The 16,955-nt window shown below is 39.8% G+C and carries 16 protein-coding genes, 1 tRNA gene and 1 rRNA gene; 1 reads left to right on the plus strand and 17 read right to left on the minus strand.

Features of this window, described 5'->3' with window-relative positions; all coding sequences use genetic code 11:
• The 7 genes from HT728_RS09035 to pbp2a all read right to left on the minus strand — a co-directional run.
• Nucleotides 1-281 (minus strand): 16S ribosomal RNA (locus HT728_RS09035); the annotation flags it as partial.
• Between the two features lie 243 nt (nucleotides 282-524).
• Nucleotides 525-596: transfer RNA gene (locus tag HT728_RS09040), tRNA-Glu, on the minus strand.
• A 92-nt stretch (nucleotides 597-688) separates the two neighbouring features.
• A complete protein-coding gene (locus HT728_RS09045) occupies nucleotides 689-1,168 on the minus strand; it encodes a sigma-70 family RNA polymerase sigma factor (protein WP_173234860.1) in 480 nt (159 codons plus the stop codon).
• A 120-nt stretch (nucleotides 1,169-1,288) separates the two neighbouring features.
• Nucleotides 1,289-1,825, minus strand: a complete 537-nt coding sequence (gene nusG, locus HT728_RS09050) for a transcription termination/antitermination protein NusG (RefSeq protein WP_000376739.1) — start codon at nucleotides 1,823-1,825, stop codon at nucleotides 1,289-1,291.
• Nucleotides 1,826-1,879: 54 nt separating this feature from the next.
• Nucleotides 1,880-2,056, minus strand: a complete 177-nt coding sequence (secE, locus tag HT728_RS09055) for a preprotein translocase subunit SecE (protein WP_001210991.1) — start codon at nucleotides 2,054-2,056, stop codon at nucleotides 1,880-1,882.
• A 9-nt stretch (nucleotides 2,057-2,065) separates the two neighbouring features.
• Entirely contained in the window at nucleotides 2,066-2,218 is a 153-nt protein-coding gene (rpmG, locus tag HT728_RS09060) for a 50S ribosomal protein L33 (protein ID WP_014017356.1), read from the minus strand.
• 52 nt (nucleotides 2,219-2,270) lie between these two features.
• Nucleotides 2,271-4,466 carry a penicillin-binding protein PBP2A gene (gene pbp2a, locus HT728_RS09065; protein ID WP_173234862.1) on the minus strand — a complete coding sequence of 732 codons (2,196 nt, stop codon included), beginning with the start codon at nucleotides 4,464-4,466 and terminating at the stop codon, nucleotides 2,271-2,273.
• A gap of 86 nt (nucleotides 4,467-4,552) precedes the next feature.
• Between pbp2a and HT728_RS09070 the strand changes: the two genes are divergently transcribed.
• Nucleotides 4,553-5,428 carry an RluA family pseudouridine synthase gene (locus HT728_RS09070; protein ID WP_345890045.1) on the plus strand — a complete coding sequence of 292 codons (876 nt, stop codon included), beginning with the start codon at nucleotides 4,553-4,555 and terminating at the stop codon, nucleotides 5,426-5,428.
• A 71-nt stretch (nucleotides 5,429-5,499) separates the two neighbouring features.
• On the opposite strand, the gene gap is transcribed toward HT728_RS09070, so the two are convergent.
• The 10 genes from gap to HT728_RS09120 all read right to left on the minus strand — a co-directional run bounded on the left by gap (nucleotide 5,500) and on the right by HT728_RS09120 (nucleotide 16,937).
• Nucleotides 5,500-6,510, minus strand: coding sequence for a type I glyceraldehyde-3-phosphate dehydrogenase (gene gap / locus HT728_RS09075; RefSeq protein WP_000260662.1), 1,011 nt, complete (start codon nucleotides 6,508-6,510; stop codon nucleotides 5,500-5,502).
• A gap of 176 nt (nucleotides 6,511-6,686) precedes the next feature.
• Nucleotides 6,687-7,988 (minus strand): ABC transporter permease, encoded by a 1,302-nt coding sequence (locus HT728_RS09080; protein ID WP_173234864.1) that lies wholly within the window; start codon nucleotides 7,986-7,988, stop codon nucleotides 6,687-6,689.
• Nucleotides 7,957-8,640, minus strand: a complete 684-nt coding sequence (locus HT728_RS09085) for an ABC transporter ATP-binding protein (RefSeq protein WP_138704846.1) — start codon at nucleotides 8,638-8,640, stop codon at nucleotides 7,957-7,959. The genes HT728_RS09080 and HT728_RS09085 overlap by 32 nt, the downstream gene beginning before the upstream one ends.
• Nucleotides 8,641-8,944: 304 nt before the next feature.
• Nucleotides 8,945-9,856: an XRE family transcriptional regulator gene (locus HT728_RS09090; RefSeq protein WP_173234866.1), complete on the minus strand. Its 912-nt coding sequence runs from the start codon at nucleotides 9,854-9,856 to the stop codon at nucleotides 8,945-8,947.
• A 110-nt stretch (nucleotides 9,857-9,966) separates the two neighbouring features.
• Nucleotides 9,967-12,618, minus strand: a complete 2,652-nt coding sequence (gene adhE, locus HT728_RS09095; protein ID WP_023945660.1) for a bifunctional acetaldehyde-CoA/alcohol dehydrogenase — start codon at nucleotides 12,616-12,618, stop codon at nucleotides 9,967-9,969.
• A 299-nt stretch (nucleotides 12,619-12,917) separates the two neighbouring features.
• Nucleotides 12,918-13,328, minus strand: a complete 411-nt coding sequence (locus HT728_RS09100) for an MORN repeat-containing protein (protein WP_050142215.1) — start codon at nucleotides 13,326-13,328, stop codon at nucleotides 12,918-12,920.
• On the minus strand, nucleotides 13,315-13,758 hold the full coding sequence (locus tag HT728_RS09105) for a low molecular weight protein-tyrosine-phosphatase (protein ID WP_173234868.1): 444 nt from the start codon (nucleotides 13,756-13,758) through the stop codon (nucleotides 13,315-13,317). Before HT728_RS09105 ends, HT728_RS09100 begins: the two co-directional genes overlap by 14 nt.
• Before the next feature lie 46 nt (nucleotides 13,759-13,804).
• A complete protein-coding gene (gene yajC / locus HT728_RS09110; protein WP_000445811.1) occupies nucleotides 13,805-14,104 on the minus strand; it encodes a preprotein translocase subunit YajC in 300 nt (99 codons plus the stop codon).
• A 116-nt stretch (nucleotides 14,105-14,220) separates the two neighbouring features.
• Entirely contained in the window at nucleotides 14,221-16,197 is a 1,977-nt protein-coding gene (gene tkt, locus HT728_RS09115; RefSeq protein ID WP_173234870.1) for a transketolase, read from the minus strand.
• Between the two features lie 116 nt (nucleotides 16,198-16,313).
• Nucleotides 16,314-16,937, minus strand: coding sequence for a ribonuclease P (locus HT728_RS09120; protein WP_173234872.1), 624 nt, complete (start codon nucleotides 16,935-16,937; stop codon nucleotides 16,314-16,316).
• Between the last annotated feature and the right edge of the window lie 18 nt (nucleotides 16,938-16,955).

Here is a 16,955-nt window from a genome sequence, read left to right on the forward strand (position 1 = left end):
GCCTTGGTGAGCCGTTACCCCACCAACTAGCTAATACAACGCAGGTCCATCTGGTAGTGATGCAATTGCACCTTTTAAGTAAATGTCATGCAACATCTACTCTTATGCGGTATTAGCTATCGTTTCCAATAGTTATCCCCCGCTACCAGGCAGGTTACCTACGCGTTACTCACCCGTTCGCAACTCATCCAGAGAAGCAAGCTCCTCCTTCAGCGTTCTACTTGCATGTATTAGGCACGCCGCCAGCGTTCGTCCTGAGCCAGGATCAAACTCTCATTAAAAGTTTGAGTTCTCACTCATTTCTGCCACTGACAGATTTATTGTTTTTTTCATTGTTCAGTACTACAACCTTAGTTGTAGTGCCCTGCACATTGGTTCGTCTTGTTCAGTTTTCAAAGGTCTTTGTCACTTACTTCTCTCAAGCGACAACTATATTAGTATATCACAGTCGCTTTCGCTTGTCAACACTTTTTTGAAACTTTTTTAAACTTTTTTCATCAAGTGTTCCAACCGCAACATACCCATAGTCCGTACGGGATTCGAACCCGTGTTACCGCCGTGAAAAGGCGGTGTCTTAACCCCTTGACCAACGGACCAGAGTTGTTATTTTCAACTCTTACTATTATACCGACTTTTCAAACTTTGTCAACACCTTTTTTAAACTTTTTTTATTTTTTTGCATGAATTCCTAATGGGTACGGATGTCAAACTCCTTAAACACAATACGTAAGTCCTTTAGGACTCTTTGACGCCCTCGGAATCGTTCATTTCTTAAAATGCGTTCTAGCTCTTCTTGTTGCTCTTTAGTTTGTTTGTTTCTATAATCTCTTAGTGTTTCATGAAAGAGATAATAGTCATCTAGCCACAGACCTCCCTCACTTATACGATGACTGATCTCGCCTACTTCTTCATAAGGTTCTTTATTATATCTTCGTTTGTGGCTTTCTTGCTTACGGATATAGTCTAAAATTCGATTTCGAAACTTGGTTTTGAAATATTTCCTTAAACGTGGAATATCTTCTACTAGCCCTTCTTCTCTACTAATCAATTCATATAAGCAAATCATGCCCTCTTGGTCCCAATCCGATAGTTCCCATAAATGCAAGTAATATTCATTTCTACACTTGTACACACTCCCCTGGACTTCTTCATACAATTCTTTAAGCATAGTCTTCCCCTTTCTGTGTACAGTCTAACAGATTCAAACACACTTTTGACACATTTCATCCATTCTGTTCTCTACACCGTCTTAACTGCACAAAAAAGAGAGGTCTTGCCTCTCTCAGGGTTATAATTCTGCGATTTGGTTTAGGTTTACTTCTGCAACTGTGTCATTACCAAACATAGAGATAATCATTTTTACTTTGTTATTATCAATTTCTGTAATCTTACCAGTGTAGTCTGCAAAAGCGCCATCAATAATACGTACAGTTTGACCAACCTCAACATCGAAATCAAATTCTTGAACAGTTTGTCCCATAGATACCAAAATGTCACGAATTTCTTGTTCCAATAATGGTGTTGGTTTTGATCTATTTCCGTGAGATCCTACGAATCCTGTAACATTTGGTGTGTTTCGCACAACAAACCAAGCTTCATCTGTCATGACCATTTCTACAAGAACATAACCTGGAAAGCGATTTTCTTCTACTTCTTTTCTCTTTCCATTTTTTTCAACTTGCACTGTTTGTGTTGGAATTTCAACGCGTAGAATATTATCCAACATATTATAGGTTTGTGCACGTTGTAATAGATTTTCTTTTACCTTATTTTCATAACCAGAATAAGTTTGTAAAACAAACCACCCTTTATCAAAACTATCCATGATATTTCCTTTCATAAATAGAAGATTTCTAGTGTAATTAACTCCACTAACCTTCTAAAAAATGTTAATAAATCGAATCAAACCTGAAACAATCAACTGGTCAAAAATGTAAATAATTACTACAAAGAAAGCTGTGTATTCCATGATAGAACGAAAATCTCTCCAGCTTTCCTTGCGAGTTGGCCATGTTGTGTCTTTAAGAAGTCTAAAAATATCTCCAATAAAACGCATCGCTCTCTCCTATCTCGTTTCTCTGTGTGTAGTGTACTTGCCACAATGCTTACAAAATTTATTTACTTCTAGTCGTGTAGGCTTGGGGGTTCCACTAATCTTGATTGAATAGTTTCTCGAACCACAAACCGCACAAGCTAGGCTTGCTTTTTTTAGTGCCATAACGCCTCCATCCTATCTATTATAACAAGAAAGCTAGGCTTTGACAAGCATCTTAGCGAAATAGATTGACTACCGAATCCCATATTGTTTGAGCTTTTTCCTTAATCTTAGCATCCGAGATAGCCCGACTAGCCTCATCTACTAGACTTTGCGCACGTCCTCGAATATCAGACAAATTATCATCTGTCTGGCTATTATCATTGGTTTGTACTTGTCTTTTTGTGTTAGCTGGTGCAATTCCATTTTTCTTATATGCATTTTCAACTGTGAAGGTACTTCCTGGCGTATAAGGTAAAATGGTATTTGCAATATTTCTAAAAACATGGGCTGCACCGTTTGAAGTAGATCCTGCTAGATAGTGATTTTCATCAGTGGTCGGAAAACCAAGCCAATGACTAATCACCACATCCGGAGTATAGCCAATTACCCACTGGTCACTTGTGTATTCAGGATTAAAAACTGCTTCGGTTGTACCAGTTTTTCCTGCCATGACATAGTCTGCAGGCGATGAACTAATACCTGTTCCGTTTGTAAATGTTCCCAACATCATACTGGTCATCTTGTCAGCTACAGACTTATCAAGCACCCGTTTTTGTGAATTTTTATGGCTCGCAATGACCTGACCACTAGCATTTTCAATTCTACTAATAAAATGAGCTTCAGGCATTAAACCTTCATTTGCAAAGGCAGCATATGCTTGAGCCATTTGAAGAGGATTGGTTTCGACACCGCTTCCCAAGGCGACACCAAGAACACGGTCGACTTTTTCCATGTTGAGTCCGAATTTTTCTCCTGCCTCAAAAGCCTTATCAAGGCCCAAATCATTAACAGTGGCAACAGCAGGTAAATTAAGCGATTCTGCCAAGGCTTGATACATAGGAACTTCTCGACTCGTTTTGATTCCTGCATAGTTATCAACCTTATAGCTGTCATACTGCATGGTATGGTTATCCAAGAGCTTATTCAAAGCCCAACCTGCCTCAACTGCTGGCGTATAAACAACTAAAGGCTTAATTGTAGAACCAGGGCTACGTTTTGATTGAGTTGCATAGTTGAAATTCCGGAATCCAGTTTTATCATTGTCAGCAACTTGACCGACAACTCCACGAACTCCTCCTGTTTTCGGTTCAAGAGCTACACTTCCTGATTGAGCAAATGTTCCATCCTCTGCCCTCGGAAATAGCGCTGTGTTTTCATAAACAACCTGCATATTTGCTTGGTAGTTTTGGTCCAGCTCTGTATAAATGCGGTAGCCATTATTGACAATTTCTTCCTCTGTTAGATTATACTTAGAAACGGCTTCGTTAACCACCGCATCAAAGTAAGAAGGATAGCGGTAATCTGAGATTTTCCCTTCATATTTATCGTGCAATTGCGAATTCATATCAACTTCCGCAGCTTCGGTTTCTTGGTTTTTATCAATATATCCTGCTGCAACCATATTTTGTAAGACAGTGTCACGACGATTGGTTGAATCTTCTACGGAATTCAAAGGATTATACAGTTCCGGCCCCTTGAGCATCCCTGCCAGAGTCGCAGCTTGATCCAAACTCACTTCTGATGCAGAAACTCCAAAGTATTTCTTACTCGCATCTTCTACACCCCACACACCATTTCCAAAATAGGCGTTGTTAAGGTACATGGTTAAAATCTGATCCTTACTATATTTTTTTGTTAATTCTAAGGCAAGGAAAAATTCTTTCGCTTTTCTCTCAACAGTTTGATCCTGTGACAAATAGGCGTTTTTAGCCAACTGTTGGGTAATAGTAGAGCCACCACCTGAACGACCAGCAGTGACAATCGCCAAGAAGAAACGACCATAGTTAATCCCGTCATTTTTATAGAAAGAACGGTCTTCTGTCGCAATAACGGCATTCTGCAAGTTTTTACTGATGTCAGTCAGTTCAACATAGGTTCCTTTTTGACCAGACAAGGCACCAGCCTCCTTTTCTTCACGGTCAAAAATGATAGTCCGAGTTTTCAAGGCGTTTTGCAAATCATTGACATTGGTTGACTTGGCTACAGCAAACAAATAGGTTCCTACTAACAAGCCTGCACTCAAACCTAGTATAAGGACAATCTTTGTTAGATGATAGCGACGCCAGAATTTTCGAATAGGACCCACTTGGGCTAATTTTTTTCGATCACTGCGAGAACGACGTAAGCTAGTAGAATCAGAATCCTCTAGTTCACTTGTTTCTTTTTTAAAAAGAGAAAGAAATTTCTCGAATAATTTATCTAATTTCATGCGTTTATTTTATCATCTTCATCATAGGAAGACAAGAATTTAGCTATTTCCTATCCAAATAGGGCTTTTTTTGTTACAATATCTGTATGAAATTCACTTTTACTTTACCAGACTCTCTATCTCAAATGACGGTTAAGCAATTACTGGAGGAACAACTCCTCATTCCTAGAAAAATTCGGCATTTTTTGAGAATCAAGAAACATATTTTGATTAATCAGCGAGAAGTTCATTGGAACGAGATGGTAAGTCCTGGAGATGTTTGCCAGTTGACTTTTGACGAGGAAGATTATCCCGAAAAAGAAATCCCTTGGGGCAACCCAGACTTAGTGCAGGAAGTTTATCAAGATCAACACTTGATTATTGTAAACAAACCAGAGGGGATGAAAACGCATGGTAATCAGCCAAACGAAATCGCCCTTCTCAACCATGTCAGTGCCTATGTTGGTCAAACCTGCTATGTCGTTCATCGTCTGGACATGGAAACCAGTGGCTTGGTTCTCTTTGCCAAAAATCCTTTTATCCTGCCCATTCTCAACCGCTTATTGGAGAAAAAAGAGATTGCTAGGGAATATTGGGCGCTTGTTGACGGAAATATCAACAGCAAAGAACTTGTTTTCAAAGACAAAATTGGGCGTGATCGCCATGACCACAGAAAACGAATAGTTGATACAAAAAATGGGCAATATGCTGAAACGCATGTAAGCAGATTAAAGCAATTCCCAAACAAAACGACCCTTGTCCGTTGTAAACTAAAGACAGGGCGAACCCATCAGATTCGTGTGCACCTTTCGCATCATAACTTCCCTATTTTGGGCGACCCTCTCTATAACAGCAATTCAAAGACGAGTCGTCTTATGCTTCATGCCTTTCGACTATCCTTTACCCATCCGCTTACTTTAGAGAAATTAAGCTTCACTACCCTTTCAGATACTTTTGAAACAGAATTAAAAAAGAATGGATGATTGTGGTGTCATCCATTTTTCCATATAAGAAAAGCAAGACCAAGAGGCCCTGCTTTTTATCGACTCAAGAATTATTTAGCGATTTTTGCGAAGTATTCAAGAGTACGAACAAGTTGTGCAGTGTATGACATTTCGTTGTCGTACCATGATACAACTTTAACCAATTGTTTACCGTCAACGTCAAGAACTTTAGTTTGAGTTGCGTCAAACAATGAACCGTAAGACATACCTAGGATATCTGAAGATACGATTGGATCTTCAGTGTATCCGTATGATTCGTTTGAAGCTGCTTTCATAGCTGCGTTCACTTCGTCAACAGTAACGTTCTTTTCAAGAACTGCTACCAACTCAGTTACAGAACCTGCTGGAACAGGAACACGTTGAGCAGCTCCGTCCAATTTACCGTTCAATTCTGGGATTACAAGACCGATAGCTTTTGCAGCACCAGTTGAGTTAGGAACGATGTTTACAGCACCAGCGCGAGCACGGCGAAGGTCACCACCACGGTGTGGTCCGTCAAGGATCATTTGGTCACCAGTGTAAGCGTGGATAGTAGTCATCAATCCTTCAACAACACCAAAGTTATCTTGAAGAGCTTTAGCCATAGGAGCCAAGCAGTTTGTAGTACATGAAGCACCTGAGATAACTGTTTCAGTACCGTCAAGAACGTCGTGGTTAGTGTTGAATACAACTGTTTTAACGTCGTTTCCACCAGGAGCAGTGATAACAACTTTTTTAGCTCCACCAGCGTGCAAGTGTTTTTCAGCAGCTGCTTTCTTAGCAAAGAAACCAGTAGCTTCAAGAACGATTTCTACACCGTCGTTAGCCCAGTCGATTTGTTCTGGATCACGTTCAGCAGAAACTTTGATGAATTTACCGTTAACTTCAAATCCACCTTCTTTAACTTCAACAGTACCGTCGAAACGACCTTGAGTTGTGTCGTATTTCAACAAGTGTGCAAGCATAACTGGATCTGTAAGGTCGTTGATACGAGTAACTTCAACACCTTCTACGTTTTGGATACGACGGAAAGCAAGACGACCGATACGTCCGAAACCGTTAATACCAACTTTAACTACCATTAGTGATTTCCTCCTTATGAAAATCATGAAATTTTTATTGTGAAAAGAGTAACTTGAATCACTACAAATCACCTTTCAACAAACCTATTATATAACTATTTGAGTTGAATTGCAAGTACGGGCATTGTTTTTCTATGTTAGTTTCTTTTTTAAACTGTAAATCAAGGAATCCCTTACTATTCATATCGTAGCGATTCTACAGGATCCATTTTACTAATTTTACGCGCTGGGAAGTAGGCTGAGACATAACCAAGTAATAGAGCGAAAACTAGAGTTCCTAAAACAGATAAAAGATTTAATTCAAAAACCTTAGTGATGGATGGGTAAAAGTGACTTACAATCGCATTCGCCAAACTTCCCACCCCTTGTGCAACCAAAAATGCCAGCAGCAAGGCGATTCCTACAATCCAGATAGCCTCGTAAATAAAAATTCCTTTGACATCACGATTCTGATAACCAACTGCCTTCATGACACCTATTTCCTTAGAACGTTGCATGATATTGATGTAAATGATGATACCAATCATGACCGCTGCTACTACAATAGCTTGTGATGAAAGTACAATCAACAATCCCTGAATGACACGAATAAAAGTAATCACAATATCAAGAACCTTCTGTTGAGAAAGAACAGTATACTTCTTGTTTTTCTGCAATTCTTCTGTTATCGCTTTTGTTTGTGATGGATCTTTGAGTTCCAAGATAAAATAAGATACAGCTTTTGTAAATCCAGCCTCTTTCAAAATCGTTTCCATTTGATGAGACGGCATGAAACTGTTGCTGTCCTCCAAGTCATCTTCATCATTGATTACACGTACAATCTTTGTTTGAAATTGAGCAGTCTTGCTAGCTTCAGCATCATTTTCTACAATGCTGGCTGAGACTGATTTGCCAATAATATCACTAGCTGTCAGATTGTTTCCTGTCTGTTCATTCCAATTTTTTAGTAAACTGCTTGGAATCGTCAATCCCTGTTCATTTGAATCAGTATAGAGGGAACCGGCTAATACTTTGTCCACTTCATTACTACTAACAGAGATACTTGTATCCTCATAGAGACTCACCACTTGAGCATAAGAAGGCATCGTTTGACTCAGATCCATTTCTTGACCATCTATAGTAATATTTGACATGATCATCCCAAAAGGACTCTCCAAATATTTAATAGTTTCTTTGCCAACTGTATCCGTGATATAGTTCTTATCATCTTGGTTCAAAAAGCCTCGTCCAACATTTTTTGTGTTTAAAGCAATCTGAACTTGTGAAGGGATTTGACCTCCATTCGTATTTTCATCAATCATCGAAATCAATGCATTTCCCAAGCCGAAAGAAATTAAGACTCCTACAAAACCGATTGAGGTTGCTAGCGCAATCAATAGGTTACGCCACTTTCTTTCCATAAAGTTATTTAAAGAAAGTTTGAATTTGTTTTTCAATGATAATCCTTTATTTTTTGACTTCTTCAACAACTTCACCATCCTTCATTTTGATAATCACATCTGCATACTCGGCAACCTCTGGATTATGGGTTACGATCAATACTGTTTTCCCTGTTTGGGCTAAATTTTTAAATACTTCCAATACCATTTCTTGGGATTGAGAATCCAGCGAACCCGTTGGCTCATCTGCTACAATCATATCAGGCTGATTTACCAGTGCACGCGCGATTGCTACACGTTGCTTTTGCCCACCAGAAAGTTGTTTAACATTTTTAGCTACAAAAGGCTCCATGCCCAAGTTACTTAATTGCTCCTTTGCAACCATTGTCATCTCCCTGTCAGATAAATCTTTGACATAGAGAGGTAGCTTGACATTGTCCAAAACAGACTGATGAGGAATGAGGTTAAAGTTTTGAAACACAAATCCAATCTTATCTTTACGAAATTGAGTTAGTTCAATCTCTGATAAGTCACGGAGGGATTCCCCTTTAAACTCTAAATCTCCTTCATATTGTCTATCTAAACCGCTGATGATATTGAGTAGACTGGTTTTGCCACAGCCTGATGGACCGTAAATCGCTGTAATTTTACCTTTTGCAATCTGCAGGTTAACATTTCTTAGAGCCTGCTCTTGATGTTTACCGTCCAAAGTGTAAAACTTTGAAATATTTTTAATGGATAAAATGGACATTCTTTCCCCCTTGTTTAAAACTGTTATCGTCATACATCACACTTATAGAAAATCCTTCAAGTTGATTGACCCTATAGGCCTACTACTTAGAATTTTCTCTCTATTGCCTCGTTTGCTTCTGGATGTATATCAAGTAATACTCTTCGAAAATCTCTTCAAACCACGTCAACGTCGCCTTGCCGTACTCAAGTACAGCCTGCGGCTAGTTTCCTAGTTTGCTCTTTGATTTTCATTGAGTATAAAATTCATTGTAACAAAAAAGCGGCATTCCCTCAATGACAGAAATGTCACTCCTATAAAGCATTTAACTATACCTTTCTAAGTCCTCAGCCCATTCCTTATCTAAACTAACGATTAACTTCTCATTGCCAAACATTCTTGCCATCATTTTTGCTTCTTCATACTTTTGTTTGGCTGTTTCATAATCCGTCTGAATATAATATTTCCATTCTACCATCAAGACAATCGGTTGTTTTTGAAAATCTCGTGTTTTCTGCCCTATTTTATTTAAGGCCTCAACTGCTCTCTTAAAATAATGAAACAGCCCCATAATTTCTATACAAGCTAAAGAAGCTAACAAGGAATCTCTAAGCAAGTTCAAACAATCGAACTCTATCTTATCAACCTGAGAACTTAGTTTGTCATGAAAACAAAGAATGGTTTCATGCTCAGATTCTTTTATCTCACCCATATTTAAACCATCCATTAACTGACAGTTGAAATACAGTCTCAATTTCAACAAGTCCTCGGCTTTATATACATCTCTGGATAGTAAGTCTTGAAGAGCGTCCTCAATCACACCGCTTCCGTATAAGGAATTACTAGTCGCTCTCACTTCATCTATTGCTTGAAGACAATCCACTATCATCTTCTCATCACGTGGCAAATCATCATAAAAATTCTCAAAAATCTCATCAAAATATTCTTCCTTCTGTTCCTGCAACTCCTTGTCTCCGTAGTCAGGGTGATGTAAAAGAAAGTACTTTAATTCTTGGTAACGCTTCGGTAATTCCTTATAATCTGGCATCAAGACGTAGGACGGAATTTCTAATCGTTCTGCAATATATTCTAGTGTTTTTATAGTCGGGCGAAATTCTCCTTTTTCTATCCGCACCAGTTGACGGACTGATAATTCAGACTCATCCCCGCAAAATACTGGGCGACTAAGCCCTTTTTCCTCTCTTAAACCTCTTACTTTTTCACCAAAACTGTTCATTCCTTCGACTTTCTCCTATATTTTAAAAATATAATTTTTTATATTCTATCATAGTTTGGTGAAAACGACAAAAAAGAGACAGGAAATTCCTGCCTCTAGGCTGATAACAATTATTTACGACGTCCTGGTCTTTCTTTGTAACCATAGTAAGAATCTTCGATGATTTCTTGCATATGGTCAACCATTGGAAGGCGTGGGTTAGCTGGTGAACATTGGTCTTCGTAAGCAAGGAAGGCTAATTCACGTGAATGTTCTTTCCATTCTTTTTCATCGATTCCTTGTGCTTTGAAGTTCATTTGGATACCTACGCGCTCACCAAGTTCGTAGACAGCTTTTGCATAAGATTCCACACCTTCTTCTGGAGTAGAAGCTGGAAGTCCAAGCATGCGTGCGATATCTTGATATTTTTCATCTGCACGGTAGTAGTTGTACTTAGGCCATGTTGCTGTCTTAGCTGGACGTGTACCGTTGTAGCGGATGACGTATGGAAGCAAGATAGCATTAGTACGACCGTGGATTGTGTGGAATTGCGCACCAATCTTATGGGCCATTGAGTGAGAAATACCTAGGAAGGCATTGGCAAAGGCCATACCAGCGATTGTTGAAGCGTTATGCATTTTCTCACGTGAGTGGAAGTCTGCATTCTTAACTGAGCTTTCAAGGTTTTCGAATACAAGTTTGATGGCTTGAAGTGCAAGACCATCAGTGTAGTCGCTAGCCATTTGTGATACGTAAGCTTCAGTCGCGTGAGTCAATACGTCCATACCAGTATCCGCAGCAACAAATCCAGGAACTGTCAATACCAAGGCAGGGTCTACGATTGCCACAGTTGGTGTCAATGAGTAGTCAGCGATTGGGTATTTACGGTTGTTTGCTTTATCAGAGATAACGGCAAATGGTGTTACTTCAGATCCTGTACCAGATGTTGTTGGGATTGCGATGAATTTAGTCTTCTTACCAAGCAATGGGAATTTGAAGGCACGTTTACGGATATCCATGAATTTTTGTACAAGGTCACGGAAGTCTACTTCTGGTTGTTCGTAGAAGAGCCACATTACTTTAGCAGCATCCATTGGAGATCCACCACCGAGAGCGATGATTGTATCTGGTTTGAAGGCACGCATAATCTCAGTACCACGGTTTACAGTTGTGATATCTGGATCTGGTTCTACATCAGCAAAGATTTGGTAAACAACCTTATTGCGACGAAGGTCAAGTTGTTCGATGATACGATCAAGGAAGCCAAGCTCTACCATGGCATGGTCAGTAACGATCATGACACGTTCAACGTCACGACATTTTTGAAGGTATTGAATTGAATCACGTTCAAAGTATGTTTTTGAAGGAAGTTTCATCCATTGCATGTTATTTCTCCGTCTTCCGACTTTTTTGATATTCAAGAGGTTAATGGCACTAACGTTATCCCCAACTGAGTTGCGTCCGTAAGAACCACATCCAAGTGTCAATGATGGCAAGAAGGCATTGTAAACGTCCCCGATACCACCGAAAGTAGAAGGTGAGTTACAGATAACACGAATAGCTTTAACAGCTTTACCAAATTCTTTAGTCAATTCTTCGTCAGCTGTGTGGATGGCTGCTGAGTGGCCAAGACCGTTAAATTCAACCATTTGACGAGCCTTAGTAATACCATCTTCACGGCTTTCAGATTTCAAAACTGCGATAACTGGTGACAATTTTTCACGAGTCAATGGCTCATTTTCACCAACTTCTTTACATTCTGCAGCAAGAATGTTTGTTCCTTCTGGAACTGTAAATCCTGCTTGTTCTGCAATCCAGGTTGCCGGTTTACCAACGATGTCAGCGTTCAATTTTGCACCAGCACAGTTTTTGCTGTTTGCTTTCACGCCGAAGCAGAATTCTTCAAGAAGAGCTTTTTCTTTTTTGTTTACAAAGTAAGTGTGGTAAGATTTGAACTCTGCTACAAATTCATCGTAAATTTCTTTGTCAATGATAACCGCTTGCTCTGAGGCACAGACCATACCGTTATCAAATGATTTAGACATGACGATATCGTGTGCTGCTTGACGGATGTTTGCTGATTTTTCAACATAAGCTGGAACGTTTCCGGCACCTACCCCAAGAGCTGGTTTACCACATGAGTATGCGGCTTTAACCATGGCATTACCACCAGTTGCAAGAATTGTCGCAACGCCTTCGTGGTTCATAAGGGCACTTGTTGCTTCCATAGATGGTTGAGTAATCCATTGCACACAGTTTTCAGGAGCACCAGCTGCGATAGCTGCATCGCGGACGATACGAGCTGCATGAGCAGATGATTCTTGTGCTGATGGATGGAAGGCAAAGACGATTGGGTTACGTGTCTTCAATGAAATCAATGATTTGAAGATTGCTGTTGATGTTGGGTTTGTTGTTGGAGTGATACCACAAACAACACCAACTGGTTCAGCAATCAGGGTCAATCCTGTTACATCGTCTTCTTCAATAACACCAACTGTTTTAGTGTGGCGCATGTTGTTTACTACGTGTTCACAAGCAAACAAGTTCTTAGTTGCCTTATCTTCGAATACACCACGTCCTGTTTCTTCAAAGGCATGTAAAGCCAATTCTCCGTGGGCATCCAAAGCTGCCACTGACGCTTTAGCTACGATGTAGTCAACTTGCTCTTGATCCAATTTACGCATTTCCTCAAGGGCAACTAGAGCTTTTTGCACCAAGCCGTCGACATGCTTTTCAGCAGCGAGTTTCTTTTCCTCTGGTGTCACAGTTTTTTTATCAGCCATATTTTCCTCCATAGCTTTCAAGGATTGACATCCTTTGTTAATTTTTTCACAAGTTTATTATAACGCATTATTTCAACTTTGTAAACAATTTCATAAACATTTCACAAAGAATTTTTAGCACCTTGTGAAATGTTTGTCATTTTCTTTTCTTAGCAAGCTTTTTCTTTAAAGTTTGTGAAATTTATTTCAAATATTTTTTATTTCACAAACTCATTTGGAAGAGAATCTTGGAAAGAAAGGGATTTGCAGGTAAGCGCTTACTTAAACATTCTAACAATACCTCCTTTGATAAGGAGGCTTTATTTTTGTTGAAAAACGCCTTGTTTAAAAGTCCCTTCATAAACGACTTCTTGTTCTGTTGTTAGTTTTCCTTTTCCTTCAGCTTGACCATTTACAAAATCACCTTCGTAGGTCCAGCCTTCTTTGGATTGAAAGGTACCTTTTCCGTTGAAGGCTCCATTGTTGAAACCACCTGTATATTGGTCTCCATTTTGGAAAGTAATGGTACCTTGTCCATTCATTTTACCACGTACAAGACTGCCGTCGTAAACAATGGTTCCATTATCAAGCTTTAAAACACCTTTTCCAGGAATATTTAGAAAAAAGACGAGTAGAGCACAGAAAACAATGACAACTACTGCTAAAAGCTCTAAACGTGGACGAGTCAGATAGACACGGTACTTTTCGTAAAAATTCTTAAGATTTTCCATCTTCACTCTCCTTTTCTAAACGTTCTAGCCAAGTTTGACAACCCTCTTGAACACGTCGATAGGTTTCCTCAAAATCTCCTGTATACCAAGGGTCTGGAACACTTTCTGATGCGAATGAGTAAATCTTATCTTGACAGTCTGCTGGACACATCTGACGTAAGTCAGAAACATTTGAAGCATCCATTCCGATAATATAATCAAAGTCTTCAAAATCTTCCTTACTAATCTGAAGCGATGTTTTGTTCTTGTCATACAGAATCTGATACTGTTGAAAAATCCCTTGAGTGCCCTTATGAATCGGATTACCATGTTCCCAAGAGGAAGTCGCTCGACTTTGGATTTCGTAGTTATCTGTCATTGATTTCATAACAAACTCAGCCATAGGGCTACGGCAAATATTTCCCAGACAGACAAAGACTAGTTTTTTCATCCCATTTCCTTTCTTCTATAGAAAAACGGGAGTTAGTAATCCCGTCTTATTTTTCAATTGCGCCTTCGAGTGAAGCTGTTTCTTTCAGCGGTAATACTGTCTTGATAGCAGCTAATTCAAAAGTCAAGTAAACTCCATCTACATCAAGAACAATCGTTCTCTTCTCCGTATCTACTTCATCGACTGTTCCGTAAAGTCCACCGATTGTAATAACTTCATAGCCTTTTTGCAGTTTGTTTAAACTTTCCATACGTTTTTGTGCTTGTTTCTTTTGAGAGCGTTGCGTAAAGAACATCAAGCCAACCATAGCCACAAGAATGATTAAAAATGTATATTGTGATTCCATTATATTCTCCTTTGTCTTTTACATAGGACTACTATATCAAATTTCAGCTACTTTTACAAGATTGTACCTTGCTTTTCTAGTAAGAAAAATCAGAGCCTGCGCCCTGATTTTTAGGATTATTTCAAGTTTTGAACGACTTTTACAAGATTTTCTACAGTAAAGCCATATTCTGCCAATACTTTTGGTGCTGGAGCAGAGGCTCCGAAGGTATCAATACCGAGAACAGCACCATCGAGACCAACATATTTGTACCAGTTTTGAGTTGCACCCATTTCGACTGCAACACGACGGCGAACTGCATTTGGAAGAATTTCTTCCTTGTATGCTGCATCTTGTTTATCAAAGACATCTGTAGATGGCATGCTGACTACGCGGACTTTTGCTCCTTGACTAGCCAATTCTTTGGCAGCCGAGACAGCAAGATTGACCTCTGAACCTGTTGCAATCAAGATAGTATCAAAGTCGGATGCATTTTCATAGACAACATAGGCACCTTTAGCAACCTTGTCGAAGTCCGTTCCTTCTTCGACAGTCAAGTTTTGACGTGTCAAGACAAGGGCAGTTGGCGTTTTCTCACTTGTCACTGCAAGATACCAAGCTGCTTGAGTTTCACGCGCATCTGCTGGACGGAAAACATTTAGATTTGGCATAGCACGAAGACCTGCTAAATGCTCAACTGGTTCGTGCGTTGGACCATCTTCCCCAACTGCAATTGAATCGTGAGTAAAGACATAAGTCACAGGAAGACCTTGCAAGGCTGACAAGCGGACAGCTGCCTTCACATAGTCAGAGAAGACGAAGAAAGTTCCACCGTATACACGAAGTCCACCATGAAGAGCCATCCCGTTCAAGATCGTTCCCATTGCAAATTCACGAACACCAAACTGAATGTTGCGGTTCAAGCGATTGGCATCATCTTGAAGTCCATCAGTCTTGATATAAGTCATGTTTGAGTGAGCTAGGTCAGCTGAACCACCCAAGAAAGTTGGTAACTTAGCTGCCACTACATTCAAGGCATCTTGGCTTGAATTACGAGTTGCTTGAGAGAAGCCATTTTCTAAAGCTGGGAAGTCTGCTGGAGTCACTTCAACTGGATCATGTCCATCAATAATGGCTTCTACTTCTGCTGCCAGTTCTGGATGAGCTTCTTTATAATCAGCAACTAATTTTACCCAAGCTTCATAAGCTGATGCGCCACGGTCTGCAACATGTTCTTTGAAATCAGCATATACTTGTTCTGGGATTTCAAACGGATCGTAGTCCCAACCGAGAGCTTGACGAGTTGCTGCAGTTTCATCTGCTCCAAGAGGAGCACCGTGTACGGCATTAGTTCCTTGTTTATTTGGAGAACCGTATCCAATAACAGTTTTCACTTCAATCAAAGATGGCTTGCCTGAAGCCTTAGCTGTCTCGATAGCAGCATGGATTGCTTCTAAGTCTGTTCCATCTTCAACCAAGGCTGTATGCCAACCGTAGGCATTGTAACGGTCACGAACACTCTCTGTAAATGAATCCTTTGTCTCACCATCCAAGTTGATGTCATTTGAATCGTAAAGAACAACCAACTTGTCCAGTTTTTGCAAACCTGCGTATGAAGCTGCCTCACTTGAAACACCTTCCATCAAGTCTCCGTCTCCACAGATAACATAAGTATAGTGGTCAAAGATATTGTAGCCTTCACGGTTATATTTGGCTGCCAAGAAACGTTCTGCTTGGGCAAAACCAGTGGCAGTTGAAATCCCTTGACCTAGAGGACCTGTCGTAGCATCAATCCCTGCTGTATGACCAAATTCTGGGTGACCTGGTGTTTTTGAACCCCATTGACGGAAGCTCTTGATCTCATCCATACTGACATCTTCAAAACCAGAAAGGTGAAGAAGGGCATAAAGAAGCATTGAACCATGGCCTGCTGAAAGAATAAAGCGGTCGCGGTTAATCCAGTTTGGTTTAGCTGGATTGATACGAAGTTGTTTTGTAAAGAGGCTGTAAGCCATCGGAGCCGCTCCCATAACCACACCTGGGTGACCTGAGTTGGCTTTATTGATGGCGTCAATACCTAGGAAACGAATTGCATTAACAGATAGATTTGACATAGAATTTCCTTTCTATTTGAGGTGATTATTAGATCACACATTCTATTTTACTATTATATGAAAAAATACATAGAATAGCAATTAAACAATTCGACGCTAGATAAGTCATCTATTTTCTACTCTCTGGTCGCCTGATAGTAAGGAAACAAGCGATCATAAGCTTCTTCTAATTTTTCTAAAATCACTTCTAATGATTGATTTTCTATGATAGAAACATCTATCTTCACTAAAACTTTTCGGACTTCCTGATTGGATAGTTTATTTCTTAAAATTTGACGATTTTCTTCGTTCGCATCCCACCGTTGACTTTGATCATCAGAGTAGACTAGATAATAAATCCCTTCAACGGTTGGAATTTCTAAAACTTTGACCTGCTTACCTAGAGTTTGCTCATCTTTCTTGCGCTCGATGAAACTGACTTCTAAGGAAATACCAAAATCAGAAGGATTCCCGTACAAACGTAAGGCTAGCATAGGTTCAGTCACTTTCCCCTCACGTTGTAGATAAACCCAAAAATGTGGTCTCAAACGCTGGGCCTGATTCATCCACTGGCTAGTCTGTTGGAGTTGCCATTCTGGATGACTGGTTTGAAATGCTTTAGTCAGTTCTGTAAAAGCCTTTCGAGCCTCTTGGCCTTTATGACGGAATTCCAGCATTTTCTCTCGTTCTTCCCCAGCTTTATCTGGATTACGGTACTGCAAACCTGCAAAGTCTAGATAGTCTCTTATCTTATTCAACATTAGTTTAATCTCCTCTAG

Source organism: Streptococcus sp. 544, from assembly GCF_013277385.1.
GTDB classification, from domain to species: Bacteria; Bacillota; Bacilli; order Lactobacillales; family Streptococcaceae; genus Streptococcus; species Streptococcus mitis_BA.